This is a genomic window from Ruegeria sediminis, assembly GCF_005938215.1.
GTDB classification, from domain to species: Bacteria; Pseudomonadota; Alphaproteobacteria; order Rhodobacterales; family Rhodobacteraceae; genus Ruegeria; species Ruegeria sediminis.
The window spans coordinates 105,499-123,887 of record NZ_VCPD01000006.1; the positions used below are offsets into that span (position 1 = coordinate 105,499).

Annotated in this window: 14 protein-coding genes; 1 reads left to right on the forward strand and 13 read right to left on the reverse strand. The window is 65.3% G+C overall.

Annotated features, from left to right (window positions below; translation table 11 throughout):
- Nucleotides 1–33 precede the first annotated feature (33 nt).
- Together pcaC and pobA are read right to left on the reverse strand one after the other, a co-directional pair.
- Nucleotides 34–411 (reverse strand): 4-carboxymuconolactone decarboxylase, encoded by a 378-nt coding sequence (gene pcaC / locus FGK63_RS16165; protein WP_138844145.1) that lies wholly within the window; start codon nt 409–411, stop codon nt 34–36.
- A gap of 44 nt (nt 412–455) precedes the next feature.
- On the reverse strand, nt 456–1,625 hold the full coding sequence (pobA, locus tag FGK63_RS16170) for a 4-hydroxybenzoate 3-monooxygenase (protein WP_138844147.1): 1,170 nt from the start codon (nt 1,623–1,625) through the stop codon (nt 456–458).
- A gap of 91 nt (nt 1,626–1,716) precedes the next feature.
- On the opposite strand from pobA, the gene pcaQ reads away from it, so the two are divergent.
- Nucleotides 1,717–2,625: a pca operon transcription factor PcaQ gene (gene pcaQ, locus FGK63_RS16175; protein ID WP_138844149.1), complete on the forward strand. Its 909-nt coding sequence runs from the start codon at nt 1,717–1,719 to the stop codon at nt 2,623–2,625.
- 252 nt (nt 2,626–2,877) lie between these two features.
- Here pcaQ and FGK63_RS16180 read toward each other — a convergent pair whose 3' ends face one another.
- From FGK63_RS16180 to FGK63_RS16230, 11 genes are all read right to left on the reverse strand, one after another.
- Nucleotides 2,878–3,984, reverse strand: a complete 1,107-nt coding sequence (locus tag FGK63_RS16180) for a LysM peptidoglycan-binding domain-containing protein (protein WP_138844151.1) — start codon at nt 3,982–3,984, stop codon at nt 2,878–2,880.
- 46 nt (nt 3,985–4,030) lie between these two features.
- Nucleotides 4,031–5,293, reverse strand: coding sequence for a transporter substrate-binding domain-containing protein (locus FGK63_RS16185; protein ID WP_138844153.1), 1,263 nt, complete (start codon nt 5,291–5,293; stop codon nt 4,031–4,033).
- 23 nt (nt 5,294–5,316) lie between these two features.
- On the reverse strand, nt 5,317–6,102 hold the full coding sequence (locus FGK63_RS16190; RefSeq protein ID WP_138844155.1) for a PP2C family protein-serine/threonine phosphatase: 786 nt from the start codon (nt 6,100–6,102) through the stop codon (nt 5,317–5,319).
- 3 nt (nt 6,103–6,105) lie between these two features.
- Nucleotides 6,106–7,095: an FHA domain-containing protein gene (locus FGK63_RS16195; RefSeq protein WP_138844157.1), complete on the reverse strand. Its 990-nt coding sequence runs from the start codon at nt 7,093–7,095 to the stop codon at nt 6,106–6,108.
- A gap of 215 nt (nt 7,096–7,310) precedes the next feature.
- Entirely contained in the window at nt 7,311–9,560 is a 2,250-nt protein-coding gene (locus tag FGK63_RS16200) for a serine/threonine-protein kinase (protein ID WP_138844159.1), read from the reverse strand.
- A 338-nt stretch (nt 9,561–9,898) separates the two neighbouring features.
- On the reverse strand, nt 9,899–11,203 hold the full coding sequence (locus FGK63_RS16205) for a dynamin family protein (protein WP_138844161.1): 1,305 nt from the start codon (nt 11,201–11,203) through the stop codon (nt 9,899–9,901).
- The gene (locus FGK63_RS16210) at nt 11,200–13,242 is read right to left on the reverse strand and encodes a dynamin family protein (protein WP_138844163.1); all 2,043 of its coding nucleotides are present in this window, start codon (nt 13,240–13,242) and stop codon (nt 11,200–11,202) included. The genes FGK63_RS16205 and FGK63_RS16210 overlap by 4 nt, the downstream gene beginning before the upstream one ends.
- A 69-nt stretch (nt 13,243–13,311) precedes the next feature.
- A complete protein-coding gene (locus FGK63_RS16215) occupies nt 13,312–14,166 on the reverse strand; it encodes a hypothetical protein (protein ID WP_138844165.1) in 855 nt (284 codons plus the stop codon).
- A 21-nt stretch (nt 14,167–14,187) separates the two neighbouring features.
- On the reverse strand, nt 14,188–14,589 hold the full coding sequence (locus FGK63_RS16220; protein ID WP_138844167.1) for a hypothetical protein: 402 nt from the start codon (nt 14,587–14,589) through the stop codon (nt 14,188–14,190).
- A 131-nt stretch (nt 14,590–14,720) separates the two neighbouring features.
- Complete coding sequence (locus FGK63_RS16225) at nt 14,721–16,367, reverse strand: dynamin family protein (RefSeq protein WP_138844169.1); 1,647 nt, start codon at nt 16,365–16,367, stop codon at nt 14,721–14,723.
- A gap of 9 nt (nt 16,368–16,376) precedes the next feature.
- Nucleotides 16,377–18,389 (reverse strand): dynamin family protein, encoded by a 2,013-nt coding sequence (locus FGK63_RS16230; RefSeq protein WP_138844171.1) that lies wholly within the window; start codon nt 18,387–18,389, stop codon nt 16,377–16,379.

Here is an 18,389-nt window from a genome sequence, read left to right on the forward strand (position 1 = left end):
TCCTCTGGTGGCGGGGACTGCGCGTTTCCCGTGTCATTCCCGTTCCATCTCCGCATAGGTCTGCTTGGCCAGTTTCAGCGCGTGATTGGCGCGCGGCACCCCGGCATAGATGGCGACGTGCTGGAACGCCTCGAGCACGTCCTGCTTGCTGGCGCCGGTATTGGCGGTGGCGCGGATATGCATCGGGATCTCCTCGAAATTGCCGAGCGCGGCGAGCAGCGCCAGCGTCAGCATCGATCGTTCCCGCGGGCTGATCCCGTCGCTTGCCCATACCGTGCCCCAGGCGCTTTCGGTGATCAAGTTCTGGAACGGCTCGTCGAACGCGGTCTTGGCGGCTTCGGCCCGGTCCACATGGGCGTCGCCCAGAACCTTGCGGCGCACACGCATGCCTAGGTCATGACGGTCGGACATGGGTCATCTCCCTGACCTGCGGATCGGTGAAATCGGGCCGGCCATCAGAACGGCAGGCCGACATAGTTCTGCGCCATCACCGACTGCGCCTCGCGGTTCTCGCGCAGAAACTCGATGTCGGCGCGCTGCATCTTGAGGTCGAAATCGGACTGGTCGGGGAACCGGTGCAGCAGGTTGGTCATCCACCAGCTGAACCGTTCCGCCTTCCAGATGCGGGCCAGCGCCTTTTCGGAATAGCGGTCGATGCCTTCGGTCTCGCCGGTCTCGTAGAACTGCAGCAGGCCGTGATAGAGGTAGTGGATGTCGCTGGCCGCGGTGTTCAGCCCCTTGGCGCCGGTGGGCGGCACGATATGGGCGGCGTCGCCGCACAGGAACAGGCGGCCCCAGCGCATCGGCTCGGTCACGAAGGAGCGCAGGGGCGCGATGGATTTCTCGATCGACGGGCCGGTGACCAGCCGCTCGGCGGCCTCGGCGGGGATGCGGCGTTTCAGTTCCTCCCAGAACGCCTTGTCGGTCCAGTCCTCGGGGTCGTCGCTGAGCGAGCATTGGATGTAATAGCGGCTGAGATTGGCGTTGCGCATCGAGCACAGGGCGAAGCCGCGCTCGGAACTGGCGTAGATCAGTTCATCGTGAACCGGCGGCGTTTCGGACAGGACGCCGAGCCAGCCGAACGGATAGAGCTTTTCGTATTCGCGGCGCACCGCCAGCGGGATGGTCTGGCGGCTGACGCCGTGGAACCCGTCGCAGCCGGCGACGAAATCGCAGTCGATCCGGTGTTCGGTGCCGCCCATGTCGTAGGTCACGTAGGGGGTATCGGTATCGGCGTCGTGGATTTCGACGTGATCGACGTTGAAGACGATCTTGCCGCCCATCGCCTCGCGCGCATCGTAGAGGTCGCGCGTCACTTCGGTCTGGCCGTACACCACGACGTGGCTGCCGGTCAGGTCTTCGAAATCGACGCGGAACTGCTGATCGCCGTAGGAGATGACGGTGCCGTCATGCACGAAACATTCCTTGTCCATGCGCCCGGCCACGCCCGCCTCGCGCATCAGGTTCACGAAACCGACCTCGAGAATGCCCGCCCGGATCCGACCCAGCACGTAGTCGCGGGTCTTGCGTTCCAGCACCACCGAGTCGATGCCCTTGCGGTGCAGCAGCTGGCTGAGCAGCAGGCCCGACGGACCGCCGCCGACGATGACAACCTGTGTTTTCATGGCGAACCCTCCCGTGGAAGGAGGATGAATGGATGGAAGCGCAAAGTAAAATGAGATATTCTAGAGTTTACTTGCCGAAATGGGAAAGTGAATGATCGACCGCCGCATCAAGTTCCGCCACATCCAGTGCTTCGTCGAGATCGCGCGCGAGCAAAGCCTGAAACGCGCCGCCGAAAAGCTGTTCCTGTCGCAACCGGCGATCTCGAAGACGCTGAAGGAGCTGGAAGAGATCATCGGCGCGACCCTGATGGAGCGCAGCCGGTCGGGCGTGACCCTGACCGGCGCGGGGCAGGTGTTCCTGCGGTTCGCCCAGATGTCGCTGGCCAGCCTGCAGCAGGGGCTGGACGGGGTCGAACGGGAAGGGCGGCAGGAGAAGGACCGGCTGACCGTTGGCGCCCTGCCCAGCGTCGCGGCCTGGCTGATGCCCAAGGTGGCCCGGGAATTCGCCGCGCTCGCGCCGAACGCCATCCTGCGGATCATGGACGGGCCGCACGGATACCTGGTCGACCGCCTGCGGCTGGGCGAACTGGATCTGGTCATCGGCCGGCTTGGCCGCCCCGAATCCATGCAGGGGATATCATTCACGCAGCTCTACAACGAGCAGGTCGTGTTCGTGGTCCGCCCCGGGCATCCGTTGCTGGCGGAACCGGACCTGCGCCGGATCGCGGAGTGGCAGGTCATCTACCCGCCCGAGGGCTCGGCGATCCGCCCGCTGGTCGAACGCTACCTGATCGCCAACGGCATCGGCGACATCGCCAACCGGCTCGAGACCGTCTCGGGCGCGTTCGGGCGGGTTTATGCGCGGCAGTCGGATGCGGTCTGGATCATCTCGAGCGGCGTGGTCGCCAACGAGATCGCGGACGGCCGCCTGGTCAGGCTGCCCTTCGACACCGGCATCACGCAGGGCCCGGTCGGGCTCATGACCAGGCCCGACGCGGCGGTGGGCGCGGTGCAGGAGATCTTTGGGATCGCGGTGCGCAACATCGTCGGCGCGACGTGAAAGGGAGTACCCGCAAGCGAAAGGGGCCGACACCCCATATGCCGGCCCCTTTCTGAGTGAGCGGTTCGGCAATGCCGGACCGAATTCCATGTACTCAACGTACCAGAATCAGGCGGTCTGAGAATTAGGGGTTTCCCGTAGATCGGGCGTTTTCTTGATCTAAGTCCGGGAAATTTGGCGATTAAGTCTGTGCAAATAGCAAAAGGGCCGGTCTGTGGACCGGCCCTTTGCGTTGCGGTGCTGGCGATCGGATCAGTTCGACGCCGCCATCAGCTTTTCATTGTGCTCGCGCAGGGTGTCCGAGATGATCGCGTACCATTCGCCAGACTCGCGCATCTCGTTCAGGCCGGCGTTCAGCATCGCCATGTACTGACGGCCGTAGGGGTTGGTCCGGTGGGTGACGAAGCGCAGGCCCGCGACGGTGTTGACGAACGGGTTCTCGACGATGTCCTTGGGGGTCAGGCCCATGTCGCTCATGGCGTCGGCGGCCAGTTGGACCTCGAACGAGGCGATGTCGGCCACGCCGGTCAGGACCGCATCCATGCATTCCTGCGCGCTGACCGGCTGAATCATGGTCACGTGCGGCTCGAACACGCCTTTTTCCTCGAGATCGTGGGTGAACCAGCCTTCCATGCGGCAGAGGCGGGCGCCCTTGAAATCCTCGAAGGACCGGGCCTTGGCATAGTCGCTGTCCGGCAGGGTGTAGAAGCCGATGACGGTGTCATACACGCTGACGGTCGAGTCGAACTGCGTGCAGCGCTTTTCGGTCTCGGCCGACCATTCGTAGTCGCGGTTGCTGCAGTCCGGGATGTACCAGGCCAGCGACACGTCGAAGGCGCCCAGCGGCAGCAGCGTTTCCAGATGCGCGCTCCAGTCGTTGACGAAGCTGACCGAGTAGTCGCGGTTGTTGCCGGCGCGGTTCAGGGCGGTCGAGGCCAGGCGCACGAGGAAGCCGCCGCCGGTCAGGCTTTCGTCCGCGAAGGGCGCATAGTTGCCGCCGGTCACGATCTTGATCGGCGGTTCATAGACGTTTGACACCTTGTTGTTGGCGTTGCGCGCTTCTTCGGCGGCGATCAGTTCCTGGGCGCTCTGGCCGTTGGGAAGGCTGCCGTCGTCACAGGGCAGCGCCAGAACCAGCCCCGGCTTCAGCTCGGTCGGGTTGGAGATGACGTTGCGGTTCGCGTTGAAGATCGGCTGGTAGTTCGAGGTGCCGTAGGCCGCGATGGCGATGGTCGAGAGCGTGTCGCCATCGGTGACCGTGTAGTTGGTGCAGGCCTCTTGCGCGCTGGCGCCGCCGGCCATCAATGCCGAGGCCGCGACCGCCGACATTGCGAGTTTCCTGAGATCGAGATTGAACATTGCTACTTCCTCCAGTGACTGCTGATTTCCGGCCTTCCCCAAGGCCTCACCCGTTTTCCATTTGATGACGCAGGGCGGTCGAGACGATGTCGCGCCATTCGCCCGATTGCTGCATGATCGCCAGACCCTGGTTCAGCGTCTCGAGGATCGCTTCGCCATCGGGATTGTCTACGTGGGTCATGACGTTGAGCGGCTTGATCGCCGCCAGATTGGGGTTCTCGATGATCTGGTGCTCGAACCCGAGACGGTCGATGGCCTCGACGGCCAGATGCGCCTCGACCGCGACGATGTCGGCCCGCCCGTCCATCACCGCGTAGAAGCACTCGTCCGGGGAGACCGGCCGGAACAGCTTGATCGCCGGCTCGTAGAGGCCCACCGCATCCATGTGCGACAGCGTCCAGCCTTCGGGGCGGCAGATCGTCGTGCCGGCGAAGTCGGCATAGGTCAGCGTGGCCTCGTAGCCCGAGCCTTCCTTGGCGAAGAACGTGTCCACCACCTCGTAGAAGGGGTTCGAGAAATTGTAGGTCTCGCACCGGTTGCGGTCGCTTTCGGACAGGGATTCCGCGGCGTCGCAATCGGGGCGCGACCAGGGAAAGGTCGCGTCGAAGGCCAGCGTCGGCATCAGCAGGTCCAGATGCGAGTTCCAGTCGTTCACGAACTGGATCTTGTAGGCCTGTTCCGGCGCGGCTCGCAGCAGCGCGGTTTCGACGAGCTTGGTGTAGAGGCCGCGGTTGGGCAGGTTCTCGTCCGTGAAGGGGGCGTAGCCGCCGCCGGTGATGAGCAGAATCTGACGGTCGCGGATCGCCGGCTGTTCGCCGTCGCCGGCCTTGCGGATCAGGGCGGCGCCCTCGGCGCGGGCGGATTCGATCTCCTGCCTGGCGGCGGCTTTTGCCGCCAGGACCGCGTCCTCGCTGGCCTTGCGCGCCTCTTCCTTGGCGGCGGCGACCCGCGCTTCGGCCTCGGCGATGGCCTTTTCGGCGCGTTCCTCGGCGGCGCGGATCAGTTCGGCGGCCATCTCGGCGGCCATGCGCTCGGCTTCGGAGCCGCTGTCGGCGGCGGTCGTCGTGGCGTTTTCGACGCAGGGCATCTGCAGGGTGTCGCCCACGCGAATGACGTTCGGGTTCTTGCCGATCGTGTCTCGGTTGGCATCGTAGATGGACCGGTAATCTTCGGTGCCATAGACCCTCAGCGCCAGTTCCCGCAGGCTGTCGCCGCGCTGGATCACGTAGCTTGCGCAGGCTTCCTGTGCCGAGGCCGAACCAGCCGCAGCCGCCAGCGCAAGGCTGGATACGAACAGATATTTCCTCATGGTTCCCGTTTCTTCGTGTTGGACTAGATGTTTGCTGGCTTGATCACCGCGATCGAGACGTTGTCCTGATCGGGATCGCCTACCCTGTTGAGCTCCCTGAGCAATGCGTCGGCTATATCCTGAGCGAGGTTTTCCCCCTGTGCTTGCAGAATGGTCCGGATGTCGGCGTCACCGAGATATTGCAGGCCGTCGCTGGCCGCGATCACGATGTCCCCGCGTCTGAGGTCCAGCGGCGCCTCGGGGCAGTCCACCTTGGGAATGGCCCCCCCCATGATGACCGAGGTCAGTTGATTGCGGTTCGGATGGGTCCGCGCCTCTTCGGCCGAGATCTGCCCGTCGCGGGCCTGGGCGTCGATCACGGGCGCCATCGAATGGTCCTCGTTGATCTGCGTCAGCCGGCCCTCGCGGAACAGGTAGAGCGGGCTGTCGCCGATCGAGATCCAGAACAGGCGCGGCCCAAGCATCAGGACGCCGAGCAGGGTGGAGCCCATGTTGAAGCCTTGGGGCTGCGCTTGCGCATGCCCCGCCACGGCGGCGTTTGCCTGCATGGCCGCCAGCGGCAGGGCATCGAGCATTGCGGCTCCGGATCCGGCCCCGTCCTCGAGCAGATCGTCGAGCACCGCTTGCCAGTTCGCGATCACCAGCCCCGATGCGATTTCCCCGGCCTCGTGCCCGCCCATACCGTCGGCGATCACCACATAGCCCGCCTTGGCGGCGTCGAACACGCGCGCCGCGATCGCGTCTTCCTGCGTGTCGCGACGCCCCTTGTCCGCAAGCAGGGCGATGTCATATGCCGGAGACGCCAGCATCGATCAGGCGTCCCGCCAGTCGAAGGATTCGTCGCAGAACGCGACGAAGCGCATGGTGGTTTCGCTGATGCGGATCATGTCGCCATTGGACAGCGGCACCGTGCTGAGCACCGGCCCGCCGTTCAGGCGCACGAGGTTGGCCTTGCCGCCGTGGCCCAGGTAGCATTTGCGGTCCTCGGGGTCATAGGCGATCACCGCATGGCTGCTGCGGGAGATGCCGGTATCGCCGAAGTCGATCTGGATGGCCTGATCGTCGTTGCGCCCGATCTGCATCAGCCCTTCGGACAGCACGATGCTGGTCCCGCGGCCGGGCCCGGCGGTGATGACCAGCCAGCCGACGGGATAGGTCGCCTGCGCCACCGCCGGTTTCGCCGCCGGGGCGTTCTCCATCAGGTCCTGCACATGGGTGTCGGGCCGCTCGAAGCCAAGGAAGGTGGTCTTGACGCGGCTGCGGCGGTCCTCGGCCGGGGCCGGGATCGGTTGCGGGACGGGCGCCGCGGCGGCGGGCGCCGAAGGCTCCGGCGCTGTCTCAGCCGCGGCGTCCGGTTGCGCCGGGGCTTCCGCCTCGGCAGGGGGTGCCGTTTCGGCGGCGGGCTTCGGCGGTTCGGGCTGCTCCAGCGCCTGCGCGACCCGCAGCGTCACCACCTGGTCGGCCGCGTCGTCGTCTTCCTCGGCCTCGTCCGTTTCGGCCGTTTCGGGTTCTTCCGCCTCGGGCTCTTCCGTCTCGGACGTTTCCGAAATCTCTTCGCCCTCAAGTTCGTCGGCCTCGTCCTCGGCGAATTCGGGCATGCTGTCCTCGGGGATCAGCTCGTCGGTATCGTCATAGGCGTCCTGCGAGGTGTTTCCGCCGGACAGGGCCTGCCGCAGCGCGTTGAAATCGGCGATCGGCTCGGGCTTGTCGGCCTCGGGCGCGGCGGAGGTTGCGTCCGCGGTTTCCCTGGATTTCCCGGCACCTTCGAGAAGCCGGCTGAGAGGGCTTTTGTATTTGAACATGGTGTCGATACCTTCCGATTTCTGGCCACGAAACTTGCGTCGCGTGGGACTGCTACCTGTCCGCCGAGCCTTGTCGCACACACGGATACGAACCTGTTACGGGATACCCAACGAACCTTTACTCTCCGCGCCGGGGCCGGCTCCCCGTCCGGGTGGCGCCTTTGGCGCGACCCGCAGCAACAACACGCTGGCGGCTTTCGTTCACACCGGTCTGTTCACTCCTCGGCCAGCCGCATCGTCGCTTCGACTGCGGAGCCATTGCGCCTGACGGTCAGCCGGGCCTCGGGCTGGCCGTCGGCGACAAGGGTTTCCAGGATCTTGTCGAGGCTGTCCGTGCCGTCGATCGGTTGTCCCGTCACGCTTTCGCTGACCAGCACGTCGCCCTGTCTGAGCGAGCCCGCCGCCTTGGCCCCGACCCGCGTGACCTGGGTGTTCCAGCCGCCGTCGCCATCGCTGCGGGCGGTGAAGTCGAAGCCGTTCGCCAGCCCGAAGACGCGAACCGCCGGCAGCGCCATCAGGCCGTTGACGACCCGCGTCTCGCCCATCGGGCGGTAGCGGGCGACCACGCGGATGAACCCGTCGGGATCCACCTCGAGGTTGCTGAGAACCTGGGTCGCGAAGGTGGCGCCGTCCTGGATCGGTTCGCCGTTCAGCGTGTAGATGAGCGCGCCGCGCTCGATCCAGTCGCCGGTCACCGACATGTCGCGGGTCTGGTCGACGGCGGTGATGGCCACGACGTTGGCCGTGGACATGCGGCGGATGGTGGTCGAGAACGGCACGTCCACGTCCCAATGGGCGAAGGCCACCTGTTTCTCGCGCAGGATGACGGGCTCGGACGTTGCCGGTGCCGCTTCGGTCGCCTGTGCGGCGGTTTCCTCGGTGGCCGGCTCTTCGACGGCCTTGGGCGCGGTGGAGGTCTGCTCGACGGTTTCCTGCCCGGTTTCCGTTTCTGCGACGGCTGCTGTCTGGGTTTCTGCCTGTGGTTCTGCCTCACCGAGGGTTGGTGCCGGTTCCGGCTCGGTCACGACCGGATCCGGTTCGGATTCTGCGACGGCTGGCGCGGGGGGTTCCGCGACGGCTGGTTCGGGGGTCTCCGCGACAACCGGCTCGACCGGGGCCGTCGCGATATCCAGGGCGACCGGCGCCGCCAGCGGATCGGTTGCCGCGACCAGGTCGGGGGATTTTTCCGCGTCGCCGCCGGACAGGGCGAAGATGCCGCCGGCCGCAAAGGCGACCGCCACGGCGGCGAGACCGGCAAAGACCTTGCCGCTGCCGCGCGAACTGCTCTGGACCACCTTGTCCACGGCGACCGGCGCTTCCTGTTTCGCGGTGAATTCCGTGCGGCCCAGCGCGGTCTTCGCCTCGGCCTTGGTGGCGATGTCGGGATTGCCCGCCAGCAGCGCCGTCACCACGGCCTCGGCGTTTTCGGTCTCGGCGCGAATACGCTGCTTTTCCGTTTCGCTCAGTTCCTCCGGCACCTCGCGGTCCACCCCGACGATCACTGAAACGGGGCGGTAGCCGAAGGTCTCGAACACCACGCCGGGGCCGCGGAACATGCGCAGCCAGTCCAGCGCCGTTTGCAGCCGGTCGGTGGCGTGCACCTCCATGGCCTTGTCGATCGCCTCGAGGAACCCCTTGGGATAGCCCTTGAAGCGGCCAGCGAGAGGTTCGTAGGGATCGGGCTGGCTGTTGTTGAAGGCGGTCAGGCGCGACTGGCCATCGACCGGGCGCTCGCCGCTGATGGCGTGATAGAGCGTGGCGGCCAGGACGTAGAGATCGCTGCTGGGCCCCTGTTCCGAACCGCGGACGTAGAATTCGTGAGGCGAATAGCCGTCCTTGATCACCCGCAGCGTCAGCAGGGCGGCGTTCTTGTTCGCCGCCTGTTCGCGCGCCGCGCCGAAATCGATCAGGATCGGTTCGCCGTTTTCGTCGATCAGGATGTTGTCCGGCGATATGTCGCGATGCAGCATCCCGCTTTCGTGGATGAAGGACACCGCCGAAAGCATCTTTTCCGTCACCTGGACGATGAAGTCCGGCGACGTCTTTTTCATCGGGTCCTGCACGTAATCCAGCAGGTCGCAGCCGCGGATCAGGTCCATCGCGATATAGGCGGTCTGGTTGTCCTCGAAGACCTGGTGCACGTCCACGATGTTGGGATGCACCAGGCGCGCATGGTTGCGGGCTTCCTGGATGAACAGGTCGATGATCGCGCGCAGGTCGTCCTGATGGGCCGGGTCTATCGCCTGGACCGTGTCGCCGTCGCGGCAGCACAGCGCGCCCGGATAGCATTCCTTGATGACCACGTCGCGGTCCAGGCTGTCGCGCGCCAGATAGGTGATGCCGAAGCCGCCATTGCTGAGATAGCGGAGGATTTCATACTGACCCCGCAGGAGCTTTGCCCCCGGTCGCAGCCCTTCGATCTGGTGTGCGTCGTGCGTTTGTCCGACCGCTTGGTTGTGGCTCATCGCTTTCTGCCCATAGTGATCTTTTCCGCGGTCAGGATAACGGGGCAAATGGCCCGGAACTCACAACCAAACTCAACCGCAGTGCTTCCGAGACTCGGTTAGACTGTTCAAATGCGTCGTAAATTGGGCCGCCTCATGGCGTCAGTAAGGATCACCATATTGGCGACGCAATATATGGTGCGATTGTGCTGATGACGCCCTAAATATTGACTTCTTTGTGTAAAAAAATGGGGGGCAGGCGCGTTGATGCGGAGATTGGTGGGCGATTTCGAAACAATGAAACGGCGATTCTTGCAGCCTCGAATCAACGTCGCCCAGCTCAATCTTAACGGGAAGTTTCAGGTTCCCGTCTTCGTCTGGGGACCGGCGACGGTCGTGCCCGCCCAGGCGAGGTTGTCGCTGAGCTGCGCAAGGATGCTGACGGCGTCCCTGAGCGGCGCCTTGCCGCTTTCGAATTGCAGCAGCAGCAGCAGGTCGGTCGCCTTTTCGAACTCGACCGGAATCCAGTCCGCTTCGGGGTCGATTTCGGAGCCGTCATTCAGGCGTTCGGCAAAGTCCTCGACGATTTCCTGGCAGCTGCGCAGAAAATCCGCCGGGGCGATGTCCGAGGATTGACGCAGATCCTCGTAGATGCCGGTGATCGCCTCGAGCCAGTCCTCGAGGATCGGGTTCGACAGGGGCGGCAGGGCCGCGGACAGGCTGTCCTTGAGGGCGTTTCCGGGTTTCGCCGGAGCCGGATCCGCCAGTTTGACCGGCAAGTCCGCTTCTTCGAGTTTTGCCAATGCGGGCAGGAACAGGGCGTCCAGATCCGCGCGGGCGGCGTCGATGTCCTTCTGGCGGCGGTTCGACGCGGCCTGCAGGACCTCTTCGGCCAGGCGCTGGCCGCCGCAGGTTTCCCACAGGGCGAAATCGGGCTCGGGTTCCTGCGACATGGCCCGGACGGCGACGGGGGTGCCGATCGGAACGATCGAGCGGAACATGCCGGCCTTTTCCTTTTCCAGGCGCCCCAGAACCCGGTCCAGCGCGTCCCGCACCGGGGGCAGGTCGGTATGGGTGACCGCCAGCACGCTGTTGGCGCGCAGCTCTTCGGGCACTTGCGACCACAGGCGGCGCTCGGTTTCGCGCCAGGCGCTGGTGCCGTTGGTGCACCAGATGGCGCAATCGACGAACTTCAGCAGATCGAGGGTCTGCTTGTACGAATCGTCCAGGGCGCCGGAACCGGGCAGGTCGAACAGCGAAATTTCGCGCAGCGCCGGCGTGTTCAATCCGACCGAGATGAAATCGGGCTTGTCGGCGGCGGCCTTTTCAAGGGCGATCCCGGCATAGGTCCGGGTCCGCTGGTCCCACCACCCCACCGTGGTCTCTGGTTCCTCCGCATAGGCCACGATGACCAGCGGCAAGGCCAGGTGCTGAGGCCCGGTCGGCAGGATGTCGGCGCCCGCGAGCATGTTCGCCAGGCTCGATTTCCCCGCCCCGAATTCACCGGCGAAGCCGATCGATACGGCGCTCGACAGGCGCTCGGCATGTGCCGCGGCCCGTTCGCGCAGCGAATCGAGTTCGTCCGTTGCTGGCGCCTTTTCGGTTGCGGACAGAAACCGTTCCAGTTGCCGCACTTCCTGATCCGTCCGGGGGAATTCGATCACTCCGCCGCCTCCGTCTGTCTGTGTTCCGCGGGCATGGGCCCGAGTGCGGAACCGATTTCCTCAACGATCCTGCGGGCCTGGTCGAAGGCGGATTGCGCTTCGGTCCGGGCGCAGGTCTGGCCTTGTTCCGGCCGGTTCTCGAGATGCCCCGCCAGCAGGGCGACATGGTGGTCGAGAACCGTCTCCATCCGTTCCAGCAGGTCGGTGCGCGCGGTGTCCACCAGGTCGTCGCCGATCATCTCGAATTCCTGGATGATCATCCTTTCGGCGCGGGTCACCACGCTTTTGCGCGAGATCAGGCGGGACAGCCACGAGACGCGCAGTTCGACGGTGATGCCGCGGGTCAGGGCCGTGGTGTCGGGCCGGAACCAGCGCACGGCGCTGGTGTTCATCCGGTTGTCCGAAGTGTCCTTCCAGCCGGGAATGGTGCGCAGCATCGCGTTGCTCTGCATGTCGATGGCGTAAAACTCGCTGAGCATCCGCTGGCGCACGACCTGAGTGGCGTTCTGGACCAGTTCGCGCATCCTTTCGCGCAGGCCGGTGAAGTTCAGCTCGGTCGCGCCGCTCTTGGCGAGCAGGGGCGAATTGCCGTCGGGTCCGCGCACGACCGCGCTTACGGATTCGGTGACGGTGTCGTCCATCACGCCGCGCAGGTTGGCGAAGATGTCGTCCATGCTGTTGGTCAGTTCGGCGGATTTCGTGGCCACCAGGTTGCGCAGATTGGCAAGCGTCTGGTTGTTGCCGTCGCGCGCGGCGACGGTGTCGCCGGATTGGGTCTTGAGGGCGCGCAGCCGCGCCTCGCTGCGCTCGAGCTCGCCCTGGGCAAAGCTGTTCAGGTGCTGCCAGGCCATCTGCAACTGTTCCCCGCGCGGCCCGGCGGCAAGGGCCTGGGTCACGTGGGCGCGCAGATCCGGAAGGCCCGAGGCGGTCATGGCGGCCAGTCGCAGAACCGCTTCGCGGCTGACCGGGCCGGCGCCCTGTTTCAGCTCTTGCACGCCGTCCAGATATTGCCGCATCTGCGCCGGATGCGCCTGCAGCCAGGCGAGGACCTGGTTGTGATTGACGCCGGCATCGTCGCCGGTCAGCGCGTAATGCGCCCATTGCGCGCTGCCCATCAGAACGTCGATATCCGACTTGCCCAGCGCCTTTTCCAGCCCCGCTTCGACGCCCGCGCGCACCTTGGCCGCGTCCTCGGGTCCGCCGCCCAGCTCGTCCACGCGGTTGATGAACACGACGATCTGGCCAAGCTCCAGCGCCTGCATCAGGCGGAACAGTTTCAGATCCGCCTGCGACAGCGCCTGGTGCGCCGACAGGACGACGACGAAGAAATCCGCCTCTTTCAGGTATTGGCGCGAGATCTCCTCGCGGATCAGCAGCGGGTCGTTGACGCCGGGCGTGTCGGTCACGGTCAGCGGGAACGGGAAATGACCGAGGTCGAAATAGACCTCGGCCTTGCGGGTGATGTCGCTGTAGAGCCCGCGATCCGATCCGGGGTCGTGCTCGTCGGTTTCGTCGGGGTCGTCTCCGGCGCAGACATAGCGGGCGAGATCGTCCGAGGTCACGGCGTCGAAATCGTGGGTCTGGCCCAGCAGGTCCTCGTACTGGTCGCCCAGACGCAGGCGGGCGCGGGTCTTCATCGCCTCGACCTGCTCCTCGATCATCTCGCGCTTGTAGCTATCCTCGTCATCCGGGAACATGTTGCGCAGCTCTTCACCCTCGGCGATCAGCGCCTGCCACTGGCGGTTGTCGAAGAAATGGAACTCGGCCCCGTTGGTGCGCCCGGAGGGGTGGCCGAAATGCATGTCGGTGATGACGGTCGTCCACGGGTTGACGTCCGAGGGAAGGTATTCCGCCTGGCCGGTAAAGCCGTTGATCAGGCGTGATTTTCCGGCCTTGATTTGACCGACGAAGGCGATGCCCGGCTTCAGGTCGGACAGGTCCCTGATGATGCGCGATATGAACTGACGGGTTTCACTGTTGGCCGTCTGGTTCATCTCCTCGGCTATCCGGATCAACTCCCGGCGACTGGTCTCACTCATGTCACTACCTTTTTCACTGGTATCTACGGGTTACTCTTGAAGAACAAATTTTAACGATCGGGGAGAGGCTCATTGTCCTTCCCCTGCAAGTGACTTCCACAGGTTGACGACGGCCCCCAGCTTACGGGCCTCGTGCACCGCGGCGGCGGTGAGGTCGCCGTCGCGCAGGACGGCCAGGGCGGTGGCCTTGCCGCCGGACGGGCGCAGCACGATCAGCTGAGGCTGCGACAGGGTCGCGGCGCTGTCGGCATCCCAACCGGCAAGGTCGCGGGCGAATTGCGCCAGCACGCCGGCGTCGGGGCAAAGCGGCTGTCCCTGGGCGCAGAGGCCGTCGGCCTCGACCCGGTCCAATGTCCTGGCGTCGATCAGAACCCGGCCGGTCGCAAAGCGGTCGGCGCCGTCGAAGAACGCCCGCGCCAGCGTGTCGGACGCTGGCTCTTCGGCGGCTTCGGGTTCGGCATTGTCGGCGACCACGGCCACGTGCGGTTCCGCGGGCAGGGGAAGGGCCGCGCAGGCCCTTTCGATCTCGCCCAGCGTGATGCCGACGTCGTCGGCGTCGGGGCTGGCGTCGGGGTGCTGCGAAACCAGCTGCAGCGGCGCCGGAGCGGCGCTGATCGCGGACACGAGTTCGGCAAGTTTCACGATGATGTCTTCGCGCGCTTCGGTCTCGAAGTCGGGCAAGGCGCCCACGCTGGCCTCGAACACGTCCGTCACCCGGGAACTGCCGACCTCGAGCGCGAGGACGTCGCCGTTGCCGGCGGTGAATTCCAGCCTGCGGGGCAGAACGGTGCCGCGGATCGCGCGCAGGATGCCGCGACGGCGGATTTCGGCGGACTCGCCCGGCAGCGTCACGACCGGCGACAGCCGCGCCGTTGCCGACTGGCTGATCTCGGCAAGCATGTCGAGAATGTCCGTTTCCACCATCCCTTTACCCCTCAACCCCCTCTAGACCGCCGCTGCGACCGGCCCGAGGCTCAAATGTGATTTTGTCAGGGCAAGCCCGACATTCGCGCTGTCCCGGCAGATGTAGCAGATGACATGGTCCGGATACTTCGCGGTGCGCAGGAACACGTGCAGGCGTCCGCCGGAAAACACCGCGATCTCGCCGAAGCCCGGCGCGTCCGGATCCTGGACACCGGCGTCGCGCAGCATGTCCTCGAAGGCCCGCACGCCCTTGCCCTGAAACAGGTTGCTCACCGCGACCGCGAGGTTTTCCAGCGCCTCGGCGCTGTCCGGGTCTTCGCCTTGAACGCTCAGCAACATGCCGGTTCCCATGTCGATATACCCGGCCGCGAAGCAGTCGGGGATCGTTTCCATCGCGGATTTCAAAGCGGTTTCAATGGACATGCGAAGGCGCGGCTTTCCGGTCTGGTCGTTTCCGAACGCGGCGGGCCACAGGCGCGCCGCATCCGATCGTTAACATGGCCGGACTCGGGGCGGAACGGCCATTCGGTCCGCCGCCGTCTTTTGTTGTCCGGTCACAGCACATGCCATTCGGCCCCTTTCGGCCTGTCCGCGTGCGGCAGGTTCCGCGGGGCGTCTTCGGACTGGCGGGCGTGATGCTCGGCGGCGATCTGGTCGAATTCCTCGAGAAACACGCGGAACACGTCCAGAAGCTGATCCGGCGTTTCCGGCAGTTCCTCGGACTCGAGGATCGCGGTCCACATCGTCGCGGCACTCAGGAGCGCCCCGTCCGGCACGTCCAGGGCTTCGTCCAGCGCGGTCCTCTGGCCCTCCGGGGATTCCGGAGCGGCGTTTCGGATCAGGCTCGAAATCGAAAGGATCTCGGCCCCGGCCTGCGGCTGCGGTTCTTCCTCGACCCCGGCCTCGGGCGGGGTGTCCGCCATGACCGACGTGATCGACGAGAGCGTGTCCGCGTCGGCGCCGTCCTCGGCGCCCTCCAGCTCGTCGTCGTACGGATCCGCATCGTCTTCGGCCAGTTCGAGGTCCTCGTCCGTTCCGTGAGTGGGGGCTACGGACAATTCGGCCAGGTCGAGCGGATCATTCGCGGAGTCGCGGAAGAAGGCGCGCAGGCTGTCCTCGGTCACGCCGGCATTGTCGGCCACGATCGGTTCGGGGACGATGCTTGCGCGCAGTTTTTCGGCCTCGTCCGCGTCGATCCGGGCGCGGGCCGCGCGCTCGGTTTCATCCTCGTCGCGCCGGGAAACCCGCGAGGGGCGTACCGGAAAGCTGGCGACGGATCCCGGCTCTGGCGGGGCGGCCTCGTCCCCCAAGAGCGGGTTCATCAGCTTGAGCGGCGCGGCCGCGCGTTCGGCCATTTCCTCGTCCGCAGTTTGCGCGAAGGTGGCCTCCAGGTTCTCGGATGCAGCGGCGGCCTGCGGGGTCGAAAGGCTGCGGTCCACCTGGTAGCGGGCCAACTGGTCCGCCCGCCTGTCCATGATGCTTTCGGTGATCTCGAGGAAGCTGTCGATCATCTTGCCGCCACCGCTGCGCACCCAGAGGTCGGCATCGCCGGTCTTGTCGCGGGCGGTGATCGCGTCGCGCGCCGAAAACAGGATCGACCGGTTGAACAGCGGCCCGGTTTCGCGGTTGACGCGCCGCAGAACCTTTTGCCGGTCCTTCACGCTGAGCGCGTCGGCGCGGGTGACCAGCAGCAGCGAGTTCTGGTGCAGGCGGTCCGGCAGGGAGACCCACATGGCGCGTTCGGTTTCCCGCCACGCCTGCGTCGCGTGGGTACACCACAGAACTCCGTTGGCCTGGCCGACCGCGCGCTGCCACACATTCGACGAGATGTTCGGGTCCGAGATGCCGGGCGTGTCGATCAGGTCGACCGCTTCGAGAATGTCGGCCTCGAGGTAGATGCGGATGAACTGCGCGTCGTTGACGCCGACCACGTTCAGATCAGAGATTTCGATCGGCTGCCGGCTGCCGTCATGGCGCTGCACATAGGCCGGCTGGTCCCCCCAGGTGAACCAGACCGGCGGCAGTTGCGTCGCCGTGACCTGGGTCGGCAGGGCGTGTTTCCTCAGCAGGAAGTTCATCAGCGTCGATTTGCCGGCGCTGAATTCTCCCATCAGGGCAAACACGGGTTTGCGGCGGGACCACTGCTCGATACGTTCCCATTGCCGAGGAGAGACGAAGCGGATGTTGTGTTCTTTTGCCATTGGTTCTTCTTACGCTGCTTCGGTGCTTAGATCTTTGAGGATGTCGCCGAGGATTTCTTCCCGGGACTTTTCGGATTGTTTTGTGGCCGCCAGCGCCGCGCTCTGCCCCGAGCCCTGACCGGCGGATTGCGAGATGTTCAGCAGGGTTTCCTTCTGCTCGCGCATGAATTCGGTCAGCGTCGCCCGCACGTTCTCGAGAACCGCGGCCACCTGGTTCTCTTCGAGATCCTTGGTGATCGAGTTGGCCTCGGAGGCGATCAGGCGCGTGTAGTCGGCGGCATAGGCCTCGAAGCCCTTGCGCCGCTGCCACCATCGCCGCCACCAGGTGCTTTGCAGGTCAAGCGCGATGGTGCGCCCGATGCCGAGCGGCGGCGGCACGCGCGGCACGATCGGCGCTTCGATGCTGAATTCGCCAAGATGGTTGCCGAGCAGCTGGTGGTAGACCGCCTCGATATCGGCGGCCGCTGCTGCGTAGAGCGCGCTCACGTCCTTGCGCATGTTGCGGGCAAAACTGAAATACGCCGCCTTCTGCAGCGTCCGCAGGCCCGCCGGGTCATATTGCCAGGTGCCCTGTTCTCCGTTCTCCTCGAGATGCGCGATCAGCGAATCCGTCGCGCGCTTGACAAAGTTGGCCTCGGCTCCGGCCAGGCGTTCTGTGACTTTTTTCCGCAGCGAAGCGGTCAGGTCCGACGCCTTTTTCTCGTAGCCGGAGAGGATGGTCGAAATCGCCTCTTCCGGGGACACGCCGTCGAGATCGCGCAGGATGCTGTCGGAGCCGGACAGGTTCTTCGCCACGCTGGTGGCGCGGATCTGGCTGGCGACGTTGCGCGCCCGGTGGCGGATGCGTTCGACCATGCGCGAACCGGCGCCTTCGGCGATCCGCTCGTTGATCGCCAGCAGCAGGTCCGGGAAACCGGACAGGGCCCAGATCTTGTCCAGCGACGCGCTTTCCGAGCCGAATCCGGCGGCAAGGTAGAACTTGTTCAGCACCTTGCGCGATTCGTCGGTCAGGATGTCCGGATTGCCGGTCAGGGCCGCCTCGGCCCAGATGGCGCTGCCGAAGACGATGCTGGTGTCGGTCGCGATGTTGTTCTGCTTGAGGGTTTCGGTGATTCGGTCGCGGATTTCGGGGACCTGGGTGTTCGGGTCCTCGAGCTCGTCGATGCGGTTCACGAACAGGATGATCTGGCGGTTCTCGAACTGGGCGATGATCCGCATCAGTGCCATGTCCATCGTGGTCAGGGCCTGGCTGGCGGCCAGGACCACCACGCAGACCTCGGAGCCGCGCAGGCTGCGCAGGGTGATCTGCTCGCGCACCATGAAGGTGTCGTTGACCCCGGGCGTGTCGCAGAGCTTCATCGCGATCGGGTATTGCGGAATGTCCATGTAGAGCTCGGCGGCCTTGGTCACGTCGGCAAAGCGGCCGGTCTTGGGATTGATGTCGGGATCGTCCTCGTCGCCAAGGCAGACGTAACGCTGGACCAGTTCCTCGTCGAAATAGTCGTATTGGTGGCTTTGGCCCAGGATCAGGTCGAAGTGCTTGCCCAGCCTTTCCTCGGACTTGGCCTTCATGTCGGCGATCTGGCGGCGGATGTCCTCCATCTCGTCATCGGCCCCGGCGCGGTTGGCCAGTTCGCCGAGCCGGCCGCCCCCGACCATCAGGTTGTCCCATTCTTCCTGCTCGAAAAAGGTGAAGCGCGATTTCACGCCGCCCGGCGGTTTCGCGTTGATGTTGAGCGTGGTCACGACGGAGGTCCACGGGTTCACGTCCGAGGGCAGCAGGCCCGGACGCCCGGCCATGATGTTCACGACCGAGGATTTCCCGGCCTTGACCTGGCCGACGAAAGTGACGCTGGCGACGAAATTCTCCATCCGGGTCTTGAGCGTTGCAAGCCGCGCGGAAGAGCGCGCATCGGCCACCTCGGTCAGTTGGTCGATCTGCGAGGTCAACGCAGACATGGCGGTGGTCATCGGCGCAAGCGCCTCGTTCCCGACCGACAGCAGATGGTCATTGCGCGCCAT

Coding starts and splice junctions, on each gene's coding strand:
- FGK63_RS16195 (WP_138844157.1), bottom strand. CDS start 7,095: ATGTTCAAATACAAAAGCCCTCTCAGCCGGCTTCTCGAAGGTGCCGGG.
- pobA (WP_138844147.1), bottom strand. CDS start 1,625: ATGAAAACACAGGTTGTCATCGTCGGCGGCGGTCCGTCGGGCCTGCTG.
- pcaC (WP_138844145.1), bottom strand. CDS start 411: ATGTCCGACCGTCATGACCTAGGCATGCGTGTGCGCCGCAAGGTTCTG.
- FGK63_RS16215 (WP_138844165.1), bottom strand. CDS start 14,166: ATGGTGGAAACGGACATTCTCGACATGCTTGCCGAGATCAGCCAGTCG.
- pcaQ (WP_138844149.1), top strand. CDS start 1,717: ATGATCGACCGCCGCATCAAGTTCCGCCACATCCAGTGCTTCGTCGAG.
- FGK63_RS16230 (WP_138844171.1), bottom strand. CDS start 18,389: ATGGCGCGCAATGACCATCTGCTGTCGGTCGGGAACGAGGCGCTTGCG.
- FGK63_RS16220 (WP_138844167.1), bottom strand. CDS start 14,589: ATGTCCATTGAAACCGCTTTGAAATCCGCGATGGAAACGATCCCCGAC.
- FGK63_RS16200 (WP_138844159.1), bottom strand. CDS start 9,560: ATGAGCCACAACCAAGCGGTCGGACAAACGCACGACGCACACCAGATC.
- FGK63_RS16190 (WP_138844155.1), bottom strand. CDS start 6,102: ATGCTGGCGTCTCCGGCATATGACATCGCCCTGCTTGCGGACAAGGGG.
- FGK63_RS16225 (WP_138844169.1), bottom strand. CDS start 16,367: ATGGCAAAAGAACACAACATCCGCTTCGTCTCTCCTCGGCAATGGGAA.
- FGK63_RS16180 (WP_138844151.1), bottom strand. CDS start 3,984: ATGTTCAATCTCGATCTCAGGAAACTCGCAATGTCGGCGGTCGCGGCC.
- FGK63_RS16185 (WP_138844153.1), bottom strand. CDS start 5,293: ATGAGGAAATATCTGTTCGTATCCAGCCTTGCGCTGGCGGCTGCGGCT.
- FGK63_RS16210 (WP_138844163.1), bottom strand. CDS start 13,242: ATGAGTGAGACCAGTCGCCGGGAGTTGATCCGGATAGCCGAGGAGATG.